Raw genomic sequence first — 19,951 nt, 5'->3', positions numbered from 1 at the left:
AAGGCCCCCTCACCCTGGCCCTCTCCCCCAAAGGGAGAGGGGACGCAGGAGCCGAGGCATGCGGGATGGTGGAGAGGCCGAGAGGAGAGTCGTATTGACCCAGGTCGTTCCTTGGGGAAGCAGCAGTCTTTGTTGACCGGATCTGCATCGCCAACGGAGGTTCCTGCTTTCGTAGGAACGACGTAGGGAGTGGCGAGGGGGCGGGGACCACGGTCGTCGCCCTTCGAGACGCGCCGTTGGCGCTCCTCAGGGTGAGGACCTGTATGAAGTTCGTAAGAAATCTCATGGTGAGGAGCGGCTTTAGCCGCGTCTCGAACCATGGGGCCGACGGGCGCGCTGGTTTATAATTCCGCCCCGCCTATTCCGCCACAAAGCCCAGTCGCGCGGCGGCGGAGCGGAGGGGGCCGTCTTCTGGTTCGACCTGGCAGCGGAGGCGGGCGTGGGGGGCGCCGAGGCGTTCTAGCGCCTTTAGGCAGGCGCGGAGGAGGTTTTCGCCGAGGCCCCTGCCGCGTACGCCTTGTTCCACCGCGATCTCGGCGATGAACCCGCCGCTCCAGCACAGGGCGAAGCCGACGGGCGCGCGGGTGGCGTCGCGCACGACAAGGCAGAGATCGCGGGAAAATTCGGGATCGCGGGTGATCTGGGCCCACCAGTCTGCCGGGTCGGCGAGATGGGTCGAGGCCTCGCCATGAGCCGCGCGGAGCAGGGCGTGGACGATGGGCTCTTCGCCCTCGGCGAGGCCGAACAGGGCGAAGCCATCGGGCCAGGCCGGGAAGGGTGCGGGATGGGCGGCGAGCAGAGGCCGCCGCAGGAAGACAGCCTCGTCAGCCATGGCCTGCCGCTATTCCGCCGCGCGGGCCGTGGTCAGCCCGCCCATGGTTTCGATGAAGGCGATGATTTCCTCGAGGTTTTCGCGGCGCAACAGGTCGGTGAAGACATACGGCCGGCCTTCGCGCACCTTGATGGTGTCGGCCTCCATGACCGCGAGGCTGGCATGCACATGCTCGGCCAGGTCGGTGTGGGTGATGACGAGGAGATCGGAGCGGGAAATGGCCGGGCCGCCCTTGCGCGGCACTTTTTCGCCTTGGGCCACCGAGATGACGTAGAGCGTGATGTCGGCGAGATCGGGCGAGAAGGTGGCGGCAAGATTGTCGCCGCCTGATTCGATCAGGATGATATCGAGATCGGGGAAGCGGGCATTGAGATCGGCGATGGCTGCGAGGTTGAGCGAAGCATCCTCGCGGATGGCGGTGTGCGGGCAGCCGCCGGTTTCGACCCCGACGATGCGGTCTTCCGAAATCGCCTGCACGCGCGAGAGGATGAGGGCATCCTCGCGAGTATAGATGTCGTTGGTGACGACCGCCATGGAATAGCGGTCACGCATCGCCTTGAGCAGCATCTCGCAGAGCGTGGTCTTGCCCGAGCCGACCGGGCCGCCGATGCCGACGCGCAGGGGGCCGTTGAGGGAGCTCATAAAAGCCTCATGATCACGAGAGCGACAAAGCCCAGGCCGATGGCGAGGGCCCCCGGAGAGTAGACCCGGCGGTCGAGATCGGCAAAGGGCATTTCGGAATAGCGGCGGCGCCATTCCGGCCGATAACCCGCCCAGCCCCGGGCGAGGAAGGCGGCGGCGCAGACGATGCCCAGAAGGGTGAGCCAGGTTCCGCCGCTGTCGTGATCGGCCAGAGACAGGGCGGTGATGCCGGCGCCAAGGGTGAGAATGGCAGCGAGTAGAGATGTCCAGCGCGAAGGCATCCGGGTGATGCCGGGCGTGCCGACCACCGTCTTGGCCAGAAGCTCCTGGTTGCGGATCGGCCAGGTGGCGCCCACGCTCCAGAGCGCATAGCCCATGGCGACGGCGAGGAGCGGGATGAAGACGAGGGCGGCGAGAAGCATGCTCATGAGCGGAAGATTCGCGTTGTCTGGGTCTCGTGGCGCATCTGCGCGATATCTGCGGCGTAGCCCATGGCGCCGATATCGTCCAGCGCGGTCGCCGCGGCCTCGGCGGCGATCTCGGCAATGACGGGCTCGAGGGCGGCAAGGATCCTCAGCCCATCGGTCTGCCCGATAGGCACGAGGCGGACCGCGACCGAAATCTGGCCATGGACGGTGGCAGCAAGAAAGGCGGTGATGGCCGCCTCGCGCGGCACATCATGGGCGGCCCCGATGGCGCCGACGGCGACCGGATAGGGGCAGGGGCGGGGCAGGCGCGCGAACACATCGGAGGGCCAGGCCCGCGCGGCGGTTGCGAAGGCCTCGCCCATCGCAATGGTCTCGGCCAGCCGCTCGGCGGCCGGCACGAGGGCGATGGCGAGATCGGCGATGGCGGCGAGGTCCTCAGCGCGCGCCGCGGCATCCCAGGCGCGGGCGCAAAGGGTGGCGTCGGTGCGCAGTCCCCCGACGCGGAGCGCCGTCTCGATCCAGTTTCGCGTGGTGGCGGAATCGCTTACGGCGCCTTCCGCAATTGCCGATTCAAGTCCGGCCGACCAGGCGAAGGCGCCGATGGGAAAGGCGGGCGAGAGCCAGGCAAGAAGCTTCTGGAGGGGCGCGCTCATCGATTGAGGAGGGCGTGGCTCTTGTCGCCATGATCATGCTCGCCATGGCCGTGATAGGCCCCGGCGACGGGCGAGAAAGGCTCGCTGATCTCGGTGACGGTGGCGCCCAGCTGTTCGAGCATGCGGCGCAGCACATGGTCCCGGCGGATCAGGATGCGCTGGCCGAGGCCATCCCACTCGCGCGCGATCTGGGTGGGGGTGTGGCGGTTGCCCAGGTGCCAGCAGAGCTGCATGAGATGCACCGGATCCTTCGCCCGGATCTCGTAGAGCAGCTCCTCGGCTGCCGAAATGCCGACGAAGCGCCCGTCCTCGAGCTCGAGCCTGCCATTGTCTTCGAGATCGATGGTTTCGGGGAAATCGACCAGCACGAAATCGCCATGCACCAGCTCGAGCCGGCGGCGGCGGACGCGGCGCTCGTCGCTCTTGAGCACCAGAACATCCCAGCAGCTGGCTGCGGGGTCGGGCGCCAGATAGCGGATGGCGCGGAACGTCTCAGGCATGGGCACTCTCAGGTTCGGGCTTCCCACCCGAAAGTCACTTTAGAGCGGTGGAAGGGAAAGTAAATTCCACAAGCGCGAGACGGACCCGCGAGAACGCCGCAGGGCTCAAGGCGTTTCGGTGATCTCGAAGCAATGGGCGATGGGGGCGGCATCCTCGCCCTCTGTCAGATCGTAAAGATCGGCCTCGGGGCCGGCAGACCACCAGGCATATTGGCCGGCGGCATAGCGAACGCCCGATGCGGCAAGCCCGGCGGCCATGACAAAAGTCTGCTCCTCGATGGAAACCAGCGCGAGGAAGTTGGGGGCGGCATTGATGTAGGTGACGACACGCTCCACCCCATCCTCGCATTCGTAGCGCACCACATTGCGTTCGGCGTTGCCAGCGGCCCCGAGGCTGAGGATCAGCGGGGCCTCGACCGCCGCGGCGGGGAGGGCGCAGAGGGAAAGGCAAAGCGCGAGGGCGGCGGCAAGCGGCGTCTTCATGATGTCGTCCCTGCGGATCGGTACCGAAGCAGCCACCGCATACTGCAAAAGCGGCCGGCGTGTGGCGGTGGTCCGGCTACTCGGGCAGGAAATCGGGGTCGAGGATCTGGGCGATGGTCCAGGGGCAGGTTTCGGGGAAGGTGTGCTCGGGAAGGTCGGTTTCTCCGGACGCTTCTAGCCTTGCCAATCGGTATTGCCTGTCGATCATCGTGCCTGGATAGGCGCGGAGACTGGGACTATCCTCAATCAGGCCCGCAATTGCCATTCGCTGTCCGAGGATCGTGGCGCGCCAGCTGTTGCTGCGCGCTGATGGCTGGAACCGGTATTTCAGCAGGTGCGCAATGAGCACCACAAGGCGGCTGGCGATTTCCCTTTTGTCACTTCGCCCCAAGCTCGCGATCTCCTCGGCGACGTTTTCGAGATCGATGCGGTCGAGCCGGCCCGCGCGCAAAAGCGCAGCCTGTTCCGCGCTCCAGAGCGCGAAATCCTCATCGTAACCCGCAGTCCGCCTAGGATCGATCCTGTTCATGGACGGCAGTATAGCGCTAGAAGCGGACGATCAGAACAGCAAAGAATTTGCCGCCCCGCGACGGCTCAATCCAGTGCCTCCCGATTGAACCAGCGCAGCGATGTCTCGAGGGAGGAGGGCAGTGCATTCCACAGGCCCGTAGCGATGCCTGCGGACCGCAGCATCCGCGCCGTCCAGGTATTGCAGCCGGCAAAGGCGTTGAAGAGGCCATTTGCTTCGTAGAACCGGTCCACGGCGCCGAACGAATAGCCCTCGATCGGCACGATCGCGTCGTCTCGCCTGAGAAAGCTCTGGGAGATAGCCGAAAGAAGAGCGGAATAGGCATCGTCGGTGAGCGCCAGTGTGGTGACGCCCGGATAGTTTGGATCGAGTGCGCCCAGAACGTCGACATGCATGACGGAGCTGTCGAGCGTCAGCGCGCGGAAGAGCGGGCCCGGCCGGATATCGGCCAGCGTGGGCGTTTCGAGATAGAATGAGCGCCCACCCCAGCCGAAAAGCAGCCATTGCGCGTCGGGATGATGAATGGGCAGGTCGGTGCCAGCGAGCTCCGCGAAAGTCGCAAGGGAGCGCGGATCGACGGGGATGGCGAGGTCGGTGTGGATGGTGTTGGCGATGACCAGCACCTGATGGGGCCGCGGCGCGTCTGCGAACCGGGCGGTCGACGGGTGCGGCACGACCATGCCCAGGAGGGCAAGGCCGACAAGGCTTGCAGCCGCTCCGCAGAGGCCGACGCAAAGGCATCCAAGCGCACGTAGAAGACGGGCGCCGGCAGATCTAAACGCGCGCACTGCTCTCTATCCCCCAATCGGTGGAAGGATAGCAGTAGCGGTACGTAGAAGATACTGCGCGAATGCTTCCCACAATCACGCAGCCATCAAGGCGACGACCAGATCAGAACAAAAAATACCGCTGGGCCATGGGGAGTACAGTGGCTGGTTCGCAGGTGAGGAGGATGCCGTCGGCGCGGACTTCGTAGGTTTCGGGGTCGACTTCGATATGGGGGGTGGCGTCGTTGAGGAGCATTGCGGCCTTGCCGATGCCCGAGCGGGTGTTTTCGACCGGAAGCATGGTTTTTTCGACGCCGAGGCGGGCGCGGAGACCCGCCTCATGGGCGGCGCGGGAAACGAAGGTGACCGAGGAGCGCGACACCGACTTGCCATAGGCGCCGAACATCGGGCGGTAATGCATGGGCTGCGGGGTGGGAATGGAGGCGTTGGGATCGCCCATCGGAGCGGCCGCGATGACGCCGCCGAGCAGGACCATTTCGGGCTTCACGCCGAAAAAGGCCGGGTTCCAGAGCACGAGGTCGGCGCGCTTGCCCACTTCGACCGAGCCGATATGGGCCGAAAGCCCATGCGCGATGGCGGGGTTGATGGTGTATTTGGCGATATAGCGGCGGACGCGGAAATTGTCGTTGTCGCCCTTTTCCTCCGGCAGCTTGCCGCGCTGGCGCTTCATCTTGTCGGCCGTCTGCCAGGTGCGGATCAACACTTCGCCGACGCGGCCCATGGCCTGGCTATCGGAGGAGATGACCGAGAAGGCGCCGATATCGTGCAGGATATCTTCTGCGGCGATCGTCTCCTTGCGGATGCGGCTTTCGGCGAAGGCGACGTCTTCGGGAATGGAGGGCGAGAGGTGGTGGCACACCATCAGCATATCGAGATGCTCGGCGATGGTGTTGCGGGTATAGGGCCGCGTCGGGTTGGTGGAGGAGGGGATGACGTTGGGCAGCCCCGCCACCTTGATGATGTCGGGCGCATGCCCGCCGCCGGCACCCTCGGTGTGGAAAGCGTGGATGGTGCGGCCCTTGAAGGCGGCCACGGTGTCTTCCACGAAACCGCTCTCATTGAGCGTATCGGTGTGGATCATCACCTGCACGTCGAAGGCGTCGGCAACCGTGAGGCAGTTGTCGATGGCAGCGGGGGTGGTGCCCCAATCCTCGTGCAGCTTGAGGCAGGAGGCGCCCGAGAGGATCATCTCCTCGAGCGGAGCGGCCCGGCTGGCATTGCCCTTGCCGGCGAGCGCCAGATTCATCGGGAAGGCATCGAAGCTTTCGAGCATGCGCTCGATATGCCAGGCGCCTGTGCAGGTGGTGGCGAGCGTGCCATGAGCCGGGCCCGAGCCGCCGCCCAGCATGGTGGTGACGCCCGACATCAGCGCTTCCTCGATCTGCTGGGGGCAGATGAAGTGAATATGGGCATCCATGCCGCCGGCGGTGAGGATCTTGCCTTCGCCCGCGATGGCCTCGGTGGAAGGCCCGATGATGATGGTGACGCCGGGCTGGGTATCGGGATTGCCTGCCTTGCCGATGCCGACGATGCGCCCATCCTTCAAGCCGATATCGGCCTTGTAGATGCCGGTGACATCGACGACGAGCGCATTGGTAATGACGGTATCGACGGCGCCCTCGGCGCGCGTGCGCTGCGACTGGCCCATGCCGTCGCGGATGACCTTGCCGCCGCCGAACTTCACCTCTTCTCCATAGGTGGTGAAATCCTTCTCCACCTCGATGATGAGCTCCGTATCGGCGAGGCGGACGCGGTCGCCGGTGGTGGGGCCATACATGTCGGCATAGGTGGCGCGGGAGATGCGGGCAGGCATGAAAACCTCGGGCGTAAGGCAGGAGCCGCATATCACCGCCTAACGATGAGGCTGTCCAGCACCCTGCCAAAAAATTCGGCGAATGGCCGCAATACAGATAAAGCTGAAGACGAAATTCAAATTTATTTTCGGACCGATCCGAGGCATTGTGTCGCGGTCTTGGAGAGGGACGACGATAATGAAATCAATTGCTTTGGCAGCCGCAGGGCTTGCTGCGACCATTGCCGGCGCGCAGGCCGCCCCCAGCGTCGAGCGGGGCGAATATATCGTGACATCGATCGGGGCGTGCGGCAGCTGCCACACACCTATCGGGCCGCAGGGCTTCGATGAGACCAAGGCGCTGAGCGGGCGCCTGGTGGAAGATGTCGAGGCCTTCACCGCGATCGCGCCCAACATCACGCCGGCGAGCCGGATCAGCGGTTGGAGCGATGCGGAGCTGGCGCGGGCGATTCGCGAGGGCATCCGCCCCGATGGCAGCCTGATCGGGCCGCCGATGCCGTTCGAGGTCTACAAGGGCATTTCGGACGACGACCTCGCCTCCATCGTGCAGTATCTGCGCACGGTGCCGGCGGTGGAGAACGACCCCGGCACGTCGACCTATCGCATGCCTCTGCCGCCGGCCTATGGCCCGCCGATCACCAGCGTGGCGTCGATCCCCGAGGGCGTGACTGCGGAGTATGGCGAATATCTCGCGGGTCCCCTCGGCCACTGCATCGTCTGCCACACCCCGATGGAGAACGGCATCGCGCAGTTCGAGACGTCGCTGGGCGCGGGCGGCAACGAATTCCACGGGCCGTGGGGCATTTCGGTGTCGCCCAACATCACCCCGACGGGGCTCGCCGACTACTCGGATGAAGACATCGCCAAGATGATCACGGCCGGCGTGCGGCCCGATGGCAATCCGATGATGCCGCCGATGGCCTATGCCTATTACGCCAAGATGAAGCCCGAGGACGTGCAGGCCATCGTGGTCTATCTGCGCTCGCTCGAGCCCAAGGACTGAGGCCGATCCGCGGGGGGAGGCCGAGGGCCTTCCCCGTCACTATGAGGCGGAGACGCGCCGATCAGGCGCGCTTGCGGGCGGAATCGACGGCGCGATAGAGCTTTTCGGCGGCCACGACATAGTCGTCGAGCAGCTTTTCGCCATCACGCAGTTCCGGATCGGGATCGCCGGCCACGGCCACCGAAATGCCGAGCAGCTGCATGGCATAGACATGCTTGCCATGGCCCTGCTTGAGGCGCTCGGGGATGGTCTTGTCGAAATCGGCGAGCAGCACCATGCGCTCGGCATCGCCCATGGCTGCCTTGGCGGCGAGCCAGTCGGGCTTTTTGAGCTTGTCGGCGATGGCCATGGCCAACCCGCCCACGAGCCCGGCAATCTCGCGATCCTGCTTGCCGCCATTGGAAAGATCGACAAGTTGCGCCGCGAGGCGGTGCTTGAGGGGAAGGGGCTTCTGGGACATCGGCGCCTCGATTTGCTCGGTCGGCCCAAGCCAATGTCATCACCAGCCCCGTGATGCAAGGGGCCGAGGCGGGGGCGGGGGGATTTTGCCCGCTGTTCCGCCTCAGAGCGCGCCCATCACCTTGCCCTGGAAGCCGTGGACGATGCGATCGCCCGACAGCGGCACGAGCCGCACCTCGCGGGCCTGGCCGGGCTCGAAGCGCACGGCGGTGCCGGCGGCGATATCGAGCCGCATGCCGCGCGCCTTTTCGCGATCAAAGCGCAGTCCGGCATTGGTCTCGTAGAAATGGTAATGGCTGCCCACCTGAATGGGGCGATCGCCGGTATTGGCCACTTCGATGGTGATCTGCTCGGCACCGGCATTAAGCTCGATATCGCCGGCCATGGGGATGATTTCGCCTGGGATCATGATTGATTCACACGGCCTTGGGCGCGCAGCCGGATGGCTTGAACACGCGGATTGTGGACGGGGGATTGTTGGCCAGCTTGCCGGCCGGGCGGATCGGGCGGGGCACGAAATTGCCGCCGCAATTGGGGCATCTGCCGCCGAGCTTTTCATCGACGCAACTGGTGCAGAAGGTGCATTCGAAGCTGCAGATCATGGCGTCGGCCGCGTCGGGCGGCAGATCCTTGTCGCAGCATTCGCAGGAGGGGCGGAGTTCGAGCATGGCGCTAGCGGATCGGCTGGTGGACGGTGACGAGCTTGGTGCCATCGGGGAAGGTGGCCTCGACCTGCACATCGTGGATCATCTCGGCGATGCCTTCCATCACCTGCGCTCGGGTGACGACATGGGCGCCCGCTTCCATCAGTTCGGCGACCGGGCGGCCGTCGCGGGCGCCTTCGACGACGAAATCGGTGATGAGCGCGATCGCCTCGGGATGGTTGAGCTTGACGCCGCGTTCGAGCCTGCGGCGCGCAACGTTGGCGGCCATGGCGATCAGCAGCTTGTCCTTTTCGCGGGGCGTGAGGTTCATGGGCGAGGGGTCCTAGAGGTGCCAGAGGCGCGGCAGGCTGCCGGCGCCGGAGAGTTGGTTCAGTATTGGCGCAATGATCCGCCGCAAGGCAAGGCCGGAGGGTGCGGCAGCGCGGATGACGAGGCGGCCGGCCACCGCGCTTGCGGCGCTGAGGGATTTGGCCGGCAGGAGGGCGCGGACGGCGTCGAGCCGCCGGGCGGCATCGGGCGCGATCAGGAGGATGGTGGCGAAGGCGCGGTTGCCGGCCAGCGCCGCGAGCCCGTCGCGCGACCAGGTGTCGCCATCGATGCGGTTGGCCTCGGCATGAACGAGCCGACCCCCAACGCGGATACGCCAGGTGTCGAAGAGATGGGCGTCGCGCGCATCCTCGCCCATCGCCTCGCGCCCAAGGATGATGGATTCGACGGCAAGGAAGGTCGCGTCGGGTGCCAGATCGACCGAAAGCGCGCGTCGCAGGCGGCTGCCGGAAAAGAGGATGGTTTCCTGCGGCAGCCAGTCGATGCGGGCATTTTCGCCGACGGTGAGGCGGGTCTCGACCACGGCATCGGGGCCGGTGGAGCGGTAGAGGCGCTCGCAGGCCTGGGTGGTGAGCACGAGCCGGGCATGGGCGCCGGCCTCGGCCTGCCAGTCGATGCGGTCCCCGCCGGTGAGCCCGCCGGCAGTGTTGATCAGCACCGCCTGCACCGAGCCGTCATGGGTATTGGGCAGGCGAAGCTTGGCGCAGCCCTCCTGATAGAGGGTGCGGAGCCGTGTTCGGCCATCATCGCCGGCCACGAGGATGCGGCCGGCACCGCGGGCGCGCTGCATCACGGGCGGGGCGGTGGGCTCTAATCGGATGGCGGCGGCTCCCATGGAGTTGGTCACACCATCAGATGCCTGCGCACCTCGGGCTTGTCCAGATCGCTCGCGGGGCCCTTGTGCATGATCTCGCCGCGATCCATGACGTAGATGTCGTCGGCGATCTCGCGGCAGAAATCGAGATACTGCTCGACGAGCAGGATGGTCATGGATTTCTCGTCGCGCAGGAACTGCAGGGCGCGGCCGATATCCTTGATGATCGAGGGCTGGATGCCTTCGGTGGGTTCATCCAGCACCAGCACTTTGGGTCGGGTGACCAGAGCACGGCCGATTGCCAGCTGCTGCTGCTGGCCACCCGAGAGGTCGCCGCCCCGCCGCCCAAGCATCGACTTGAGCACGGGGAACAGCTCGAAAATATAGTCCGGAATGGACTTGTCCTTGCCCTTGAGGCCGGCAAAGCCGGTCTCGAGGTTCTCCCTGACGGTGAGCAGGGGGAAGATCTCGCGGCCCTGCGGCACATAGCCGAGCCCCATTCGGGCGCGCTTGTAGGGCGGGGTCTTCCTGAGGGTCTCGCTATCGAAGACGATCTCGCCGGCCGAAACCGAGTTGATGCCGGTGATGGCCCTGAGCGTCGAGGATTTACCCACCCCGTTGCGCCCGAGCACGGCGGTGATGCGGCCGGGTGCGCAATCGATGCTGACCCCGCGCAGCGCCTGTGCGGCGCCGTAATGCAGGTTGATGGCGCGGATCGAGAGGGCGGTGCTCATGACTGGGCTCCTGCGGGGACAGCCCCCCTCCCAGCCTCCCCCGTGAAGGGGGAGGTGGAGCGAGGTGCGTGGGAGACATGGTGCCGGGGGTGCAGGATCGACTGCATCAGCGGCCCAGATAGCGTTCGATGACGATGGGATTGGCGCTGACCTGATCGAGCGAGCCTTCGGCCAGCACAGAGCCCTCGGCGAGGCAGACGACGCGGGTATCGAGCTCGCGCACGAAGCTCATGTCGTGCTCGACCACGACGACAGACCGCGTCACGCTGATCGATTTCAGCAGCTTGGCGGTCTCCTCGGTCTCGCTGTCGGTCATGCCGGCCACGGGTTCGTCGACGAGCAGGAGCTTGGGGTCCTGCGCAAGGAGCATGCCGATTTCGAGCCACTGCTTCTGCCCATGGCTGAGATCGGCGGCAAGCGCGTCGCGGCGATGGGCGAGGCGGACGGTTTCGAGGATCTCCTCGATGCGGGCGATGTCGGCCTTCGATGCGGTATAAAAGAGGGTGGGGAAGATGCCGCGCGGCTTCTTCAGCGCCAGCTCGATATTGTTCCAGACGGTCTGGCTCTCGAACACGGTCGGCTTCTGGAACTTGCGGCCGATGCCGAGATTGGCGATGGCCGCCTCGTCGAGCCGGGTGAGGTCGGTGCGGCCGTCGAAATAGACCTCGCCGGCATCGGGCCGGGTCTTGCCGGTGATGATGTCCATCATCGTGGTCTTGCCGGCGCCATTGGGGCCGATGATGGCGAGCATCTCGGCGGGGCGGACGATGATCGAGAGGTTGTTGATGGCCTTGAACCCATCGAACGCCACCGAGACGCCGTTGAGATAAAGCATCGTGTCCTGTGCGTCGTTCATGGTCTACTCCGCGGGCTTGGGCTGGGCATCGATGCCGGCTTCGGCGGCTGCCGAGCGCGCCGGGGCAGCGGGCTGGTCGGGCGGCGCCTGCCGGTTCTCGCGCTTTTGCAGCATGGCGCGGGCCTGGCCGACGAGCCCGACAATGCCCTTGGGCATGAACAGCGTGACGAAGACGAAGAGGGCGCCGAGCGCAAAGAGCCAGTATTCGGGCAGGGCGGCGGTGAAGTAGGATTTGCCCATATTGACGAGGATGGCGCCGATGATGGGCCCGATGATGGTGCCGCGCCCGCCGACTGCGGTCCAGATCACCACTTCGATGGAATTACCGGGCTCGAACTCGCCGGGGTTGATGATGCCCACCTGCGGCACATAGAGCGCGCCGGCAATGCCCGCCATGATGGCCGAGACGGTGAAGGCGAAGAGCTTCACATATTCGACGCGGTAGCCGATGAAGCGGGTGCGGCTTTCGGCATCGCGCACCGCGACCATCACCTTGCCGAGCTTGGAATTGACGATCATCGAGCAGATGAGCACCGAGAGGGCGAGGAACAGAGCCGTGGCGGCAAAGAGCGCGACGCGGGTGGTCTGCGCCTGAACCGGGACGCCGAGGATATCCTTGAAGTCGGTCAGCCCGTTATTGCCGCCAAAGCCCATGTCGTTGCGAAAGAAGGCAAGCAGCAGGGCAAACGTCATCGCCTGGGTGATGATCGAGAGATAGACGCCCGTGACGCGGCTGCGGAAGGCGAACCAGCCGAAGACGAAGGCGAGAAGCCCCGGCACGGCCATGACCATCAGCGCGGCGAACCAGAAATTATCGAAGCCCCACCAGTACCAGGGCAGCTCGCGCCAGTTCAGGAACACCATGAAGTCGGGCAGGGTGGGGTGGCCATAGACCCCGCGCGTGCCGATCTGGCGCATCAGATACATGCCCATGGCATAGCCGCCGAGCGCGAAGAAGGCGCCGTGGCCGAGCGAGAGAATGCCGCAATATCCCCAGACGAGATCGAGCGCGAGGGCCAGGATGGCGTAGCTCAGATACTTGCCGAAGAGCGACACCATATAGGTGGGCACATGGCCGAACTGGCCCGGCGGCACGAGCAGGTTGAGCGCCGGGACGGCGATCGCAAGGCCGACAAAGATGGCGACGAGCCAGATCGCCTTGCGATCAAGGGCGCGAAACAGGGCCTGGGTCAGCATGGGCAGATACTCCGGAGGCGCAGTCTCCCTTCTCCCCTGAGGGGAGAAGGTGGCGCGAAGCGCCGGATGAGGGGTTCAGATCCGCGGCCAACTGATGGGCATTCACCCCTCACCCTGTCCCTCTCCCCTGAGGGGCGACGGGACGAAAACGCACGCATCGCAGCCCTTCGGTCGCTCACTGCTCCACCGCCCGGCCCTTGAGGGCGAAGAGGCCGCGGGGGCGGCGCTGGATGAAGAGGATGATGAGCACGAGGATGAGGATCTTGCCGAGCACGGCGCCGGCATAGGGCTCGAGGAACTTGTTGGCGATGCCCAGCGTCATGGCACCCACCAACGTGCCCCAGAGATTGCCGACCCCGCCGAACACCACGACCATGAAGCTGTCGATGATGTAGTTCTGCCCCAGATTGGGGGAGATGTTGTCGATCTGGGTGAGGGCGACGCCGGCGAGCCCGGCAATGCCCGAGCCGAGCCCGAAGGTCATGGCATCGACGAAAGGCGTGCGGATGCCCATGGCCGAGGCCATGCGGCGGTTCTGGGTTACGGCGCGCATCTGGAGGCCCAGCGCCGTGCGGTTGAGCACCAGCAAAAGCAGCGCGAAGACGATCATGGCGAAGATGACGATCCAGAACCGGCCATAGGTGATCGAAAGGCCGTAGAACTGGAAGGAGCCCGACATCCAGGTGGGGGCGATCACCATCTGGTTGGTCGGCCCGAATGTGGTGCGCACCGCCTGTTGCAGAATGAGCGAGAGGCCCCAGGTGGCGAGCAGCGTTTCCAGCGGCCTTCCGTAGAGCCAGCGAATGATGCCGCGCTCGATGCCGACACCGATGGCCGCCGTGACGAGGAAGGCGGCGGGGAGGGCGATCAGCAGCGAATAATCGAGCAGGCCCGGGAAATTCTGGCGGATGAAGAGCTGCACGAGGAAGGTAGTGTAGGCGCCAAGCATCACCATCTCGCCATGGGCCATGTTGATGACCCCCATGACCCCGAAGGTGATGGCAAGGCCGATGGCGGCGAGGAGAAGAACCGAGCCGAGCGAAATGCCGAACCAGACATTCTGGAGCGCGTTCCACACGGCCCGCTCCTGCTCGAGCCCGGCCAGGGCCGAGGCGATGGCGGCATCGAGCTCGGCGGGCGCATTGGCGCGGGCGGCGGTGAGCACGGTGGCTGCGTCGCGCTCGCCGGACTGGGCGACGACGGGGACGGCTGCGAGCTTGTCGGCGAGGCTGGCGTCGGCCGAGCGCAGGAGCGTGACCCCGCGCGCCACCTGCATCAGGGCGCGGACGGCGGTGTCGGTCTCGGCGGCGATGGCTTCATCGAGGAGCGGCAGATTGGCATCGTCGACATTGGCCATCATGGCGCGGGCCGCGCTCATGCGGGTGCGCGGGTCGTCGTTCATCAGCGTCATGGCGCCGAGTGCAGCCGCGATGTCGCGGCGCAGGCTGTTGTTGACGCGGATGCGCGTGAGGTCGGCGGCGGATTCGGGGCCGATCACCGCCTGGGTCAGCGGATCGAGCCGATTACCGCCGGCCACGATCACGACGGCGCCGGTGGCCTTGTCGAGATAGAGCGTGCCGGCAGCGAGCGCCTGGAGCGCCGGGACGACGGCTGTGTCCTCGGTGGCGGCGAGCTCGGTGACGATGGCGCCGAGTTCGCGGAGATTGGCTTCGCCCATGGCGGCGACGAGCGCTGCCGGATCCGTGGCGGCCGATGCCACGGGCGCGGTGATCGCGTTGGCGGGCGTTGTTTCCTGCGCGCGCAGCGGTGTAGCGCCGGCAAGCAGCAGCAGGGAGAGAACAAGGCCAATGAAGGAGCGGGCAGGCGTCATCAGGGGCGGGTTCCCGATCCGGGGGACGAAGGGCTAGGGCGGCGGGCGCCCGGGGCATGGCGGGGGAACCGGCGCCTGAGCGCCGGCTCCCTGGTCACGATGGCATCAGCTGGCGGAGCCGATGCAGGTCTTGGTCTCGGTGTTGTAGTTGCCGCAATTGATCGGGGCGGTCCAATCGGCCTCGAGCATCTTGGATTCGGGGAGGAAATCGGACCAGGCGTCGCCCGGAACGAGGTCTTCGGTCTCCCAGACGACGAAGAACTGTCCGTCATCCTGGATTTCGCCGATCAGCACAGGCTTGGTGATGTGGTGGTTGGCGAGCATGGTGGCAGTGCCGCCGGTAAGGTTCGGGGTCTCGAGGCCGACGATGGAGTCGATCACCGCATCGGCTTCGGTGGAGCCGGCGGCCTCGACGGCCTTAACCCAGAGGTTGAAGCCGATGTAATGGGCTTCCATCGGGTCGTTGGTGACGCGGTCGGTGGAGCCAATGAAGGTCTGCCAGGCTTCAATGAACTCGGCGTTTTCGGGGGTATCGACCGACATGAAGTAGTTCCATGCGGCCAGGTGCCCGACCAGCGGGGTGGTGTCGAAGCCCGACAGCTCCTCTTCGCCCACCGAGAAGGCGACGACGGGGATGTCCTCGGCCGCGACGCCCTGGTTGCCCAGTTCGCGGTAGAACGGCACGTTGGCGTCGCCGTTGATGGTGGAGACGACGGCGGTCTTCTTGCCAGCCGAGCCGAAGGTCTTGATGTCGGAGACGATGGTCTGCCAGTCGGAATGGCCGAACGGGGTGTAGTTGATCATGATGTCTTCGGCAGCGACACCCTTGTCCTTGAGGTATTGCTCGAGGATCTTGTTGGTGGTCTGCGGGTAGACATAGTCGGTGCCGGCGAGAACCCAGCGCTCGACGCCTTCTTCGTTCATGAGGTAGTCGACCGCCGGGATGGCCTGCTGGTTGGGCGAGGCGCCGGTGTAGAAGACATTGCGCTGGCTTTCCTCGCCCTCGTACTGGACGGGGTAGAAGAGCAGCGAGTTCAGCTCCTCGAACACCGGCAGCACGGACTTGCGGCACACCGAGGTCCAGCAGCCGAAGACCACGTCGACATTGTCGACCTCGATCAGCTGGCGGGCGAGTTCGGCGGCCAGCGGCCAGTCGGAGGCGATGTCGACCACGACCGGCTCGAGCTGCTTGCCCAGCACGCCACCGGCTGCGTTCTGCTGTTCGATGAGGAACAGCATCGTGTCTTTGAGAGTTGTTTCGGAAATCGCCATCGTGCCCGAGAGCGAATGCAGGATGCCGACCTTGATGGTCTCCTGAGCCATTGCGGGCGCGGCGGCCAGCGCGCCGAGCGCGAATGCGACTCCAAGTCCGAGCCCAGCGAAGCTGCGGTTCAGTCCTGTCATATTTACCTCCGACAGTGGTTGTTTGCACCGCTGGAGTATTTGCAAGGCCCGTGCCACGGCAGGACTAAAACATTAAGGGCCTGATTTCGCTCACTGTTACGATTTTCGGAGAGAGCCGGGCCAGCGCGCCGGATAGGCCATCCGGAGGCGTGGTGCCGGTTCTCTGAGCACCGGTGCTGAGGGCTGCTTACAATTTAATCATTGGTAAAGAGGCGGTTCGAGACGCGGAGCCTTGCCGCGTTCTGTCGGGGCATGGACCCGGATGGCCGCGCCGTGGCAAACTGCGGATACCGAAGGATTCATGCCTTCGGCAGAGGTTGTTTGCACCGACGCCTCGAAGGGCTCCGGGCCTTGCCGCCCGGAGCCCTTTTTGCTGCCAGAATTAACCAATACTGCCCGGCTAAATGCATAATGCGCATATTCAGCGTGCCTTGTATTGGCTGATCATGCCTAATGTTGTCTTAATCCCGGTGTCGACGAGGCCAAACAACAGGGAGACAACAGAAAATGAAAACACTCATCATCATTGCAACCGTCGCTGCTCTCGCCATGCCCGGCGCCGCCCAGGCCGGTGGTCTGTTCGGAAACGGCGGATATGGCGGAAAGTCCGGGTCGCTGCTTTCGGGCGTGACTTCGGCCGTCGTGGGGCTCACCACGCGCGATATCAACGTGCTCAACGGCAACACGGTGGCCGTGGGCAACAACAGCTCGATCCTCAGCGGCATCGGCAGCGGCAATTCGCTGCTGAGCGGCATCCTGAGCGGAAACAGGTCGAGCACGTCCCAATCCGGTGGCAAGCACCGGTAGCGGCGGGCCGGGACATTCGTTCGCGAATGTCCCCCCGGCAGAGGTCGGAGGCGGTGCGGTGACCGCCCCAGCCCCTCACCGCATGCGGCTTCCGACCCCTGCGGGACCCGTGCCGAAATAGGCACGGGTCTTTCGCATGGGCAGGCGGGCGATGCGATCCGACCGTGGCTCGGGATCGGCGAAGGGCGCGGCCGCGAGCTGGTGCTCGACACAGCGCGGCGTGTGCGAGAGCCCCGCAGGCCGGGGCTGGAACGAGAGTTCGGCAAGGCAGACGGACACACCGGCGACGCGGTAGATGGTCTTGCGCACCCGCGCCAGCCAGGGCGAGCCGCCAAGCATGAAGGGCAGCTCGAATTCGAGCCCAATGATGCCGCACGGATCGGCGAGGATGGCCCGATAACGGGCATAAAGCGGCTCGAAGCCGGGATTTTCGGCGGGATCGAGCACCCAGCCAAATTGCTGCAGCGGCGAAGGATCGCCAGCCAGAGCCCGCGATTTCGCGATGATGCGGTGATCCTTGTCGATCAGCAGCAGGCTCTGTTCGGAGGTCGAGACGAAATGGCGCAGCGCCGCCAGCGGATCGCCGGCCTCGCCCCAGATCAGCGTGCGCACGGCTTCGAGGTTTTCCGCACGGGGTTGCTCGCGGCCGCTTTCCCAGCGGCTGACCTGGCTCTGCGCGACGCCAAGGCTTTGTGCCAGCGCAGCCTGCCTGATGCCGCGACCGATACGATAGGCCCTGAGCGCGGCGCCAATATCAGTGTTCACGGCTAAGCCCCCTTTTTGCCGATACCCCCCGAAAGCTGGGGGATGCGGCCTTACCAACGGTTCGCGGGGCCGCAACGGGCAAGTGCGGATGGGGGCCGGATTTGTGTGCACGCGGTAGTGCGTAGGCGGCGGGGGCAGCGGCATTTACCATGCGCTTTCAATGCTGAGCGTCTCACCTTGGGGGTCTCGGCATGCGCATCATCTTTGTTACGGCCTTTATCGTTGCTGCATGGGCCTTCGGGGCGGTCGCATCAGAGGCGCGGTATGAGGCGTCCGTTACATCGGGTTGGACAGACAACGCCACCGATACGCCGGCAGGCGGAGCCGATCTCTTTGTCGAGCAGGGCCATGCGGTCGCGGTCGGTCTCGACCTGGGGTGGGCGGTGCTGCGCGGCACGATCAGCGCAGAGACGCGTCATCACCAGTCTTTCGGGGAGGCCGATGACTGGGTGGCTCGCGGCGGCGGGTCGATCGAGGTGCCGCTCCCAGGGATGGTCTTGCGCGGATCGGCGGCCCTGACGCGCGAGTCGGACGGCAAGTTTCTGCTGATTGGCGATCTGCTGGTGCCGCTGCGCAGCGAACGGACGCAAGGCGAGGTCGGCTTCGAACTCGTTGCCGAAGAGGCCGGGATCCGTCGAAGCACCGCGGGCGTCTCGCTGCGTGGGGTGATGAACGATCCGACGAGTTTTCCAACGCTGCCGGTCGCGGCGGAGCGGCTTTCTCCGGACGTCGGCATGCTCACATTTTCGGGGCGCCACGAGGTGGTGATTGGCGCCGACACGGTTCTGAACGGGGCCGCCCAATATCGGAACGTCCGGGTGCCTGCCGACGACAGTCTGGCCTTCGGTCGGACCGCCTTTTCCGCTTTAGGCCTGAGGCTGGGGCTGGAGGCACGGCCGGTGCCCGACCTGACCCTGAAGGCCGATGCGGGTGCAGAGTCCTATTTTGACCCGGGTGGTCTTGCGGTGGGATGGCTGCCGGTGGGGCGGATAGAGGCAGAGACGCGCATCGGAGACGTCCAGATCGGCGGCGCTGCTGGCATCGACCTCGAACTGTTCGATCCTGTCGATGGGGCCGCCTCCCGAAAAATCGTGGCGGCGATGCGCCTCGCCCATCCTGGTCCCAGTGAAAGCACTCTGCTCGTCTCGCTCGATGCCAGCCATGAGCAGGGCCTGATCGGCACTGAAGCCGTCAAGCGCAAGCTGGAATTCGGCGCGGCGCTGGAAGGACGGCTGACCGAAATGTTCGGCTATCGGCTGGGATTTGCGCAGGGTCTCGCCGGCGACAGCTCGGGGGCATACGCCACCCGTACCTTGCGCCTGACCCTATCCGGCAGCAGCTGATTACGCTCAACTCATTCGAAGGGCTGAGCATCGGGAATAAAGCAAGCTGCAACCATTCCAGTAGCGCTCCGTTAACCCCGCGAACCAGGCTGGGTGGTTCGACAAGCGTCGTATAAAAAGACTACAACCCTTTGTAAGGACAAGAAGAATGAAGACGACTTCCGGACTTTCCATCGCCGCCCTCCTGATCGCGCTGACTGCCGGCCCGGCGATGGCCCAGAGCAACAATAATGGCGGCCTCGGTGGCGTTGTCGACAGCGTCACTTCTACCGTCACCGATACCGTGGGCGGCGTGAGCGACACGGTTGACAGCACCATTGGCGGCACCGTGGGTGGCGACACGTCCAGCACCATCAGCGATACGGTGGGCGGGGTGACCGGCGCGGTCGGCAATGTGACCGGCAACGCCGGCGATGTCGGCTCGGTCGGCGACGTATCGGACGTCGGAAATTTCAGCGAGTTCATCAACGCTCTGAATTCGGGCGCGCTCAGCAACGAGATTGGCGACATCGGCAACGTGTCGGAGTTGCGCGTGATCGATGTGGCTGATGCCTTCAACGACTTCGACGCCAACCTCCTGAACGAAGCTCTCTCCAACAACGCCACGGACCTTGCTCTGCTGCGGGACTCCATCAATGGCAATTCTTCGCTGAACGACGCGCTGTCGGGCAACAATATCGACGTCTCGGACGTTATCGGTGTCAGCAACAGCAACAATGGCTCCCTGGTGATCTACACAGACTCCAGCGAGAGCTGACCGGCTCCGGCTCTGCCGGGCGAAACGACCATGGGCAGCAAGGGCTGACGCTCCCTTGTTGTCAGGGTCGAAGGAGGCGCGGGACTTCGGTCCCGCGCCTTTTTGTTTTGCGCAACAATCATGATAACGCAATCATCGTACGATTGCGTTATCATGATTGACATATGATAATTGAAGCAATTCTCTATATTGATTATCACGCATTCGTGATAAGCGTTCACGGATTTGGCCAAGTCGTGAATAAACAAAGACAATTGTGCGCTGATTAAGATTGTAACGAGGCAGAATGTGGGGGTTTTACCGACGGGACCATGTTCATCT

General features: G+C 64.9%; 24 protein-coding genes. 4 read left to right on the top strand and 20 right to left on the bottom strand.

From position 1 onward, the window contains the following. Nucleotides 1-358: 358 nt before the first annotated feature. The 9 genes from BT183_RS06840 to ureC form a co-directional block, all read right to left on the bottom strand. Complete coding sequence (locus tag BT183_RS06840) at nt 359-832, bottom strand: GNAT family N-acetyltransferase (protein ID WP_072340168.1); 474 nt, start codon at nt 830-832, stop codon at nt 359-361. A gap of 9 nt (nt 833-841) precedes the next feature. Beyond that, on the bottom strand, nt 842-1,474 hold the full coding sequence (gene ureG, locus BT183_RS06835) for an urease accessory protein UreG (RefSeq protein ID WP_072340166.1): 633 nt from the start codon (nt 1,472-1,474) through the stop codon (nt 842-844). Next, the gene (locus BT183_RS06830; protein WP_084603294.1) at nt 1,471-1,902 is read right to left on the bottom strand and encodes a DUF3995 domain-containing protein; all 432 of its coding nucleotides are present in this window, start codon (nt 1,900-1,902) and stop codon (nt 1,471-1,473) included. The genes ureG and BT183_RS06830 overlap by 4 nt, the downstream gene beginning before the upstream one ends. Next, on the bottom strand, nt 1,899-2,555 hold the full coding sequence (locus BT183_RS06825) for an urease accessory protein UreF (RefSeq protein ID WP_072340162.1): 657 nt from the start codon (nt 2,553-2,555) through the stop codon (nt 1,899-1,901). The genes BT183_RS06830 and BT183_RS06825 overlap by 4 nt, the downstream gene beginning before the upstream one ends. Continuing rightward, a complete protein-coding gene (locus BT183_RS06820) occupies nt 2,552-3,055 on the bottom strand; it encodes an urease accessory protein UreE (RefSeq protein WP_084603293.1) in 504 nt (167 codons plus the stop codon). Before BT183_RS06820 ends, BT183_RS06825 begins: the two co-directional genes overlap by 4 nt. 105 nt (nt 3,056-3,160) lie before the next feature. Then, nucleotides 3,161-3,538 carry an MliC family protein gene (locus tag BT183_RS06815; RefSeq protein WP_072340159.1) on the bottom strand — a complete coding sequence of 126 codons (378 nt, stop codon included), beginning with the start codon at nt 3,536-3,538 and terminating at the stop codon, nt 3,161-3,163. A 76-nt stretch (nt 3,539-3,614) separates the two neighbouring features. Next, nucleotides 3,615-4,067 (bottom strand): DUF29 domain-containing protein, encoded by a 453-nt coding sequence (locus tag BT183_RS06810; RefSeq protein WP_072340157.1) that lies wholly within the window; start codon nt 4,065-4,067, stop codon nt 3,615-3,617. Nucleotides 4,068-4,132: 65 nt separating this feature from the next. Continuing rightward, complete coding sequence (locus tag BT183_RS06805; RefSeq protein WP_072340155.1) at nt 4,133-4,855, bottom strand: TIGR02117 family protein; 723 nt, start codon at nt 4,853-4,855, stop codon at nt 4,133-4,135. A gap of 103 nt (nt 4,856-4,958) precedes the next feature. Continuing rightward, on the bottom strand, nt 4,959-6,668 hold the full coding sequence (ureC, locus tag BT183_RS06800) for an urease subunit alpha (protein WP_072340152.1): 1,710 nt from the start codon (nt 6,666-6,668) through the stop codon (nt 4,959-4,961). Nucleotides 6,669-6,846: 178 nt separating this feature from the next. Between ureC and BT183_RS06795 the strand changes: the two genes are divergently transcribed. Next, entirely contained in the window at nt 6,847-7,671 is an 825-nt protein-coding gene (locus tag BT183_RS06795) for a c-type cytochrome (RefSeq protein WP_072340150.1), read from the top strand. Between the two features lie 61 nt (nt 7,672-7,732). Here the strand turns inward: BT183_RS06795 and BT183_RS06790 are convergent, their stop codons facing one another. From BT183_RS06790 to urtA, 10 genes are all read right to left on the bottom strand, one after another. Continuing rightward, entirely contained in the window at nt 7,733-8,131 is a 399-nt protein-coding gene (locus BT183_RS06790) for a hypothetical protein (RefSeq protein ID WP_072340148.1), read from the bottom strand. Nucleotides 8,132-8,233: 102 nt separating this feature from the next. After that, complete coding sequence (locus BT183_RS06785) at nt 8,234-8,539, bottom strand: urease subunit beta (protein WP_072340146.1); 306 nt, start codon at nt 8,537-8,539, stop codon at nt 8,234-8,236. Nucleotides 8,540-8,546: 7 nt separating this feature from the next. Further along, nucleotides 8,547-8,798 carry a DUF1272 domain-containing protein gene (locus BT183_RS06780; protein ID WP_072340144.1) on the bottom strand — a complete coding sequence of 84 codons (252 nt, stop codon included), beginning with the start codon at nt 8,796-8,798 and terminating at the stop codon, nt 8,547-8,549. A gap of 4 nt (nt 8,799-8,802) precedes the next feature. Beyond that, nucleotides 8,803-9,105 carry an urease subunit gamma gene (locus BT183_RS06775; RefSeq protein ID WP_072340142.1) on the bottom strand — a complete coding sequence of 101 codons (303 nt, stop codon included), beginning with the start codon at nt 9,103-9,105 and terminating at the stop codon, nt 8,803-8,805. 12 nt (nt 9,106-9,117) lie between these two features. After that, nucleotides 9,118-9,969, bottom strand: coding sequence for an urease accessory protein UreD (locus tag BT183_RS06770; RefSeq protein WP_244545255.1), 852 nt, complete (start codon nt 9,967-9,969; stop codon nt 9,118-9,120). Then, complete coding sequence (urtE, locus tag BT183_RS06765) at nt 9,966-10,670, bottom strand: urea ABC transporter ATP-binding subunit UrtE (protein ID WP_072340141.1); 705 nt, start codon at nt 10,668-10,670, stop codon at nt 9,966-9,968. The genes BT183_RS06770 and urtE overlap by 4 nt, the downstream gene beginning before the upstream one ends. A 106-nt stretch (nt 10,671-10,776) precedes the next feature. Further along, nucleotides 10,777-11,526 (bottom strand): urea ABC transporter ATP-binding protein UrtD, encoded by a 750-nt coding sequence (gene urtD / locus BT183_RS06760; RefSeq protein ID WP_072340139.1) that lies wholly within the window; start codon nt 11,524-11,526, stop codon nt 10,777-10,779. A 3-nt stretch (nt 11,527-11,529) separates the two neighbouring features. Then, nucleotides 11,530-12,723 carry an urea ABC transporter permease subunit UrtC gene (gene urtC, locus BT183_RS06755; RefSeq protein WP_072340137.1) on the bottom strand — a complete coding sequence of 398 codons (1,194 nt, stop codon included), beginning with the start codon at nt 12,721-12,723 and terminating at the stop codon, nt 11,530-11,532. Nucleotides 12,724-12,898: 175 nt separating this feature from the next. Continuing rightward, the gene (gene urtB, locus BT183_RS06750) at nt 12,899-14,554 is read right to left on the bottom strand and encodes an urea ABC transporter permease subunit UrtB (protein WP_072340135.1); all 1,656 of its coding nucleotides are present in this window, start codon (nt 14,552-14,554) and stop codon (nt 12,899-12,901) included. A gap of 105 nt (nt 14,555-14,659) precedes the next feature. Then, nucleotides 14,660-15,958: an urea ABC transporter substrate-binding protein gene (gene urtA / locus BT183_RS06745; protein WP_072340133.1), complete on the bottom strand. Its 1,299-nt coding sequence runs from the start codon at nt 15,956-15,958 to the stop codon at nt 14,660-14,662. 507 nt (nt 15,959-16,465) lie between these two features. Between urtA and BT183_RS06740 the strand changes: the two genes are divergently transcribed. Then, on the top strand, nt 16,466-16,765 hold the full coding sequence (locus tag BT183_RS06740) for a hypothetical protein (protein WP_072340131.1): 300 nt from the start codon (nt 16,466-16,468) through the stop codon (nt 16,763-16,765). Between the two features lie 75 nt (nt 16,766-16,840). Here the strand turns inward: BT183_RS06740 and BT183_RS06735 are convergent, their stop codons facing one another. Next, entirely contained in the window at nt 16,841-17,530 is a 690-nt protein-coding gene (locus BT183_RS06735; RefSeq protein WP_072340128.1) for a helix-turn-helix domain-containing protein, read from the bottom strand. A 191-nt stretch (nt 17,531-17,721) separates the two neighbouring features. On the opposite strand from BT183_RS06735, the gene BT183_RS06730 reads away from it, so the two are divergent. Beyond that, entirely contained in the window at nt 17,722-18,873 is a 1,152-nt protein-coding gene (locus tag BT183_RS06730) for a hypothetical protein (RefSeq protein WP_072340126.1), read from the top strand. A 148-nt stretch (nt 18,874-19,021) separates the two neighbouring features. Further along, nucleotides 19,022-19,630, top strand: coding sequence for a hypothetical protein (locus BT183_RS06725; protein ID WP_072340124.1), 609 nt, complete (start codon nt 19,022-19,024; stop codon nt 19,628-19,630). The last annotated feature ends 321 nt before the right edge of the window (nt 19,631-19,951 follow it).

The organism is Devosia enhydra (genome assembly GCF_900119845.1).
In the GTDB taxonomy this organism is placed as follows: Bacteria; Pseudomonadota; Alphaproteobacteria; order Rhizobiales; family Devosiaceae; genus FPKU01.
This window is presented reverse-complemented; position numbering and strand designations above follow the sequence as displayed.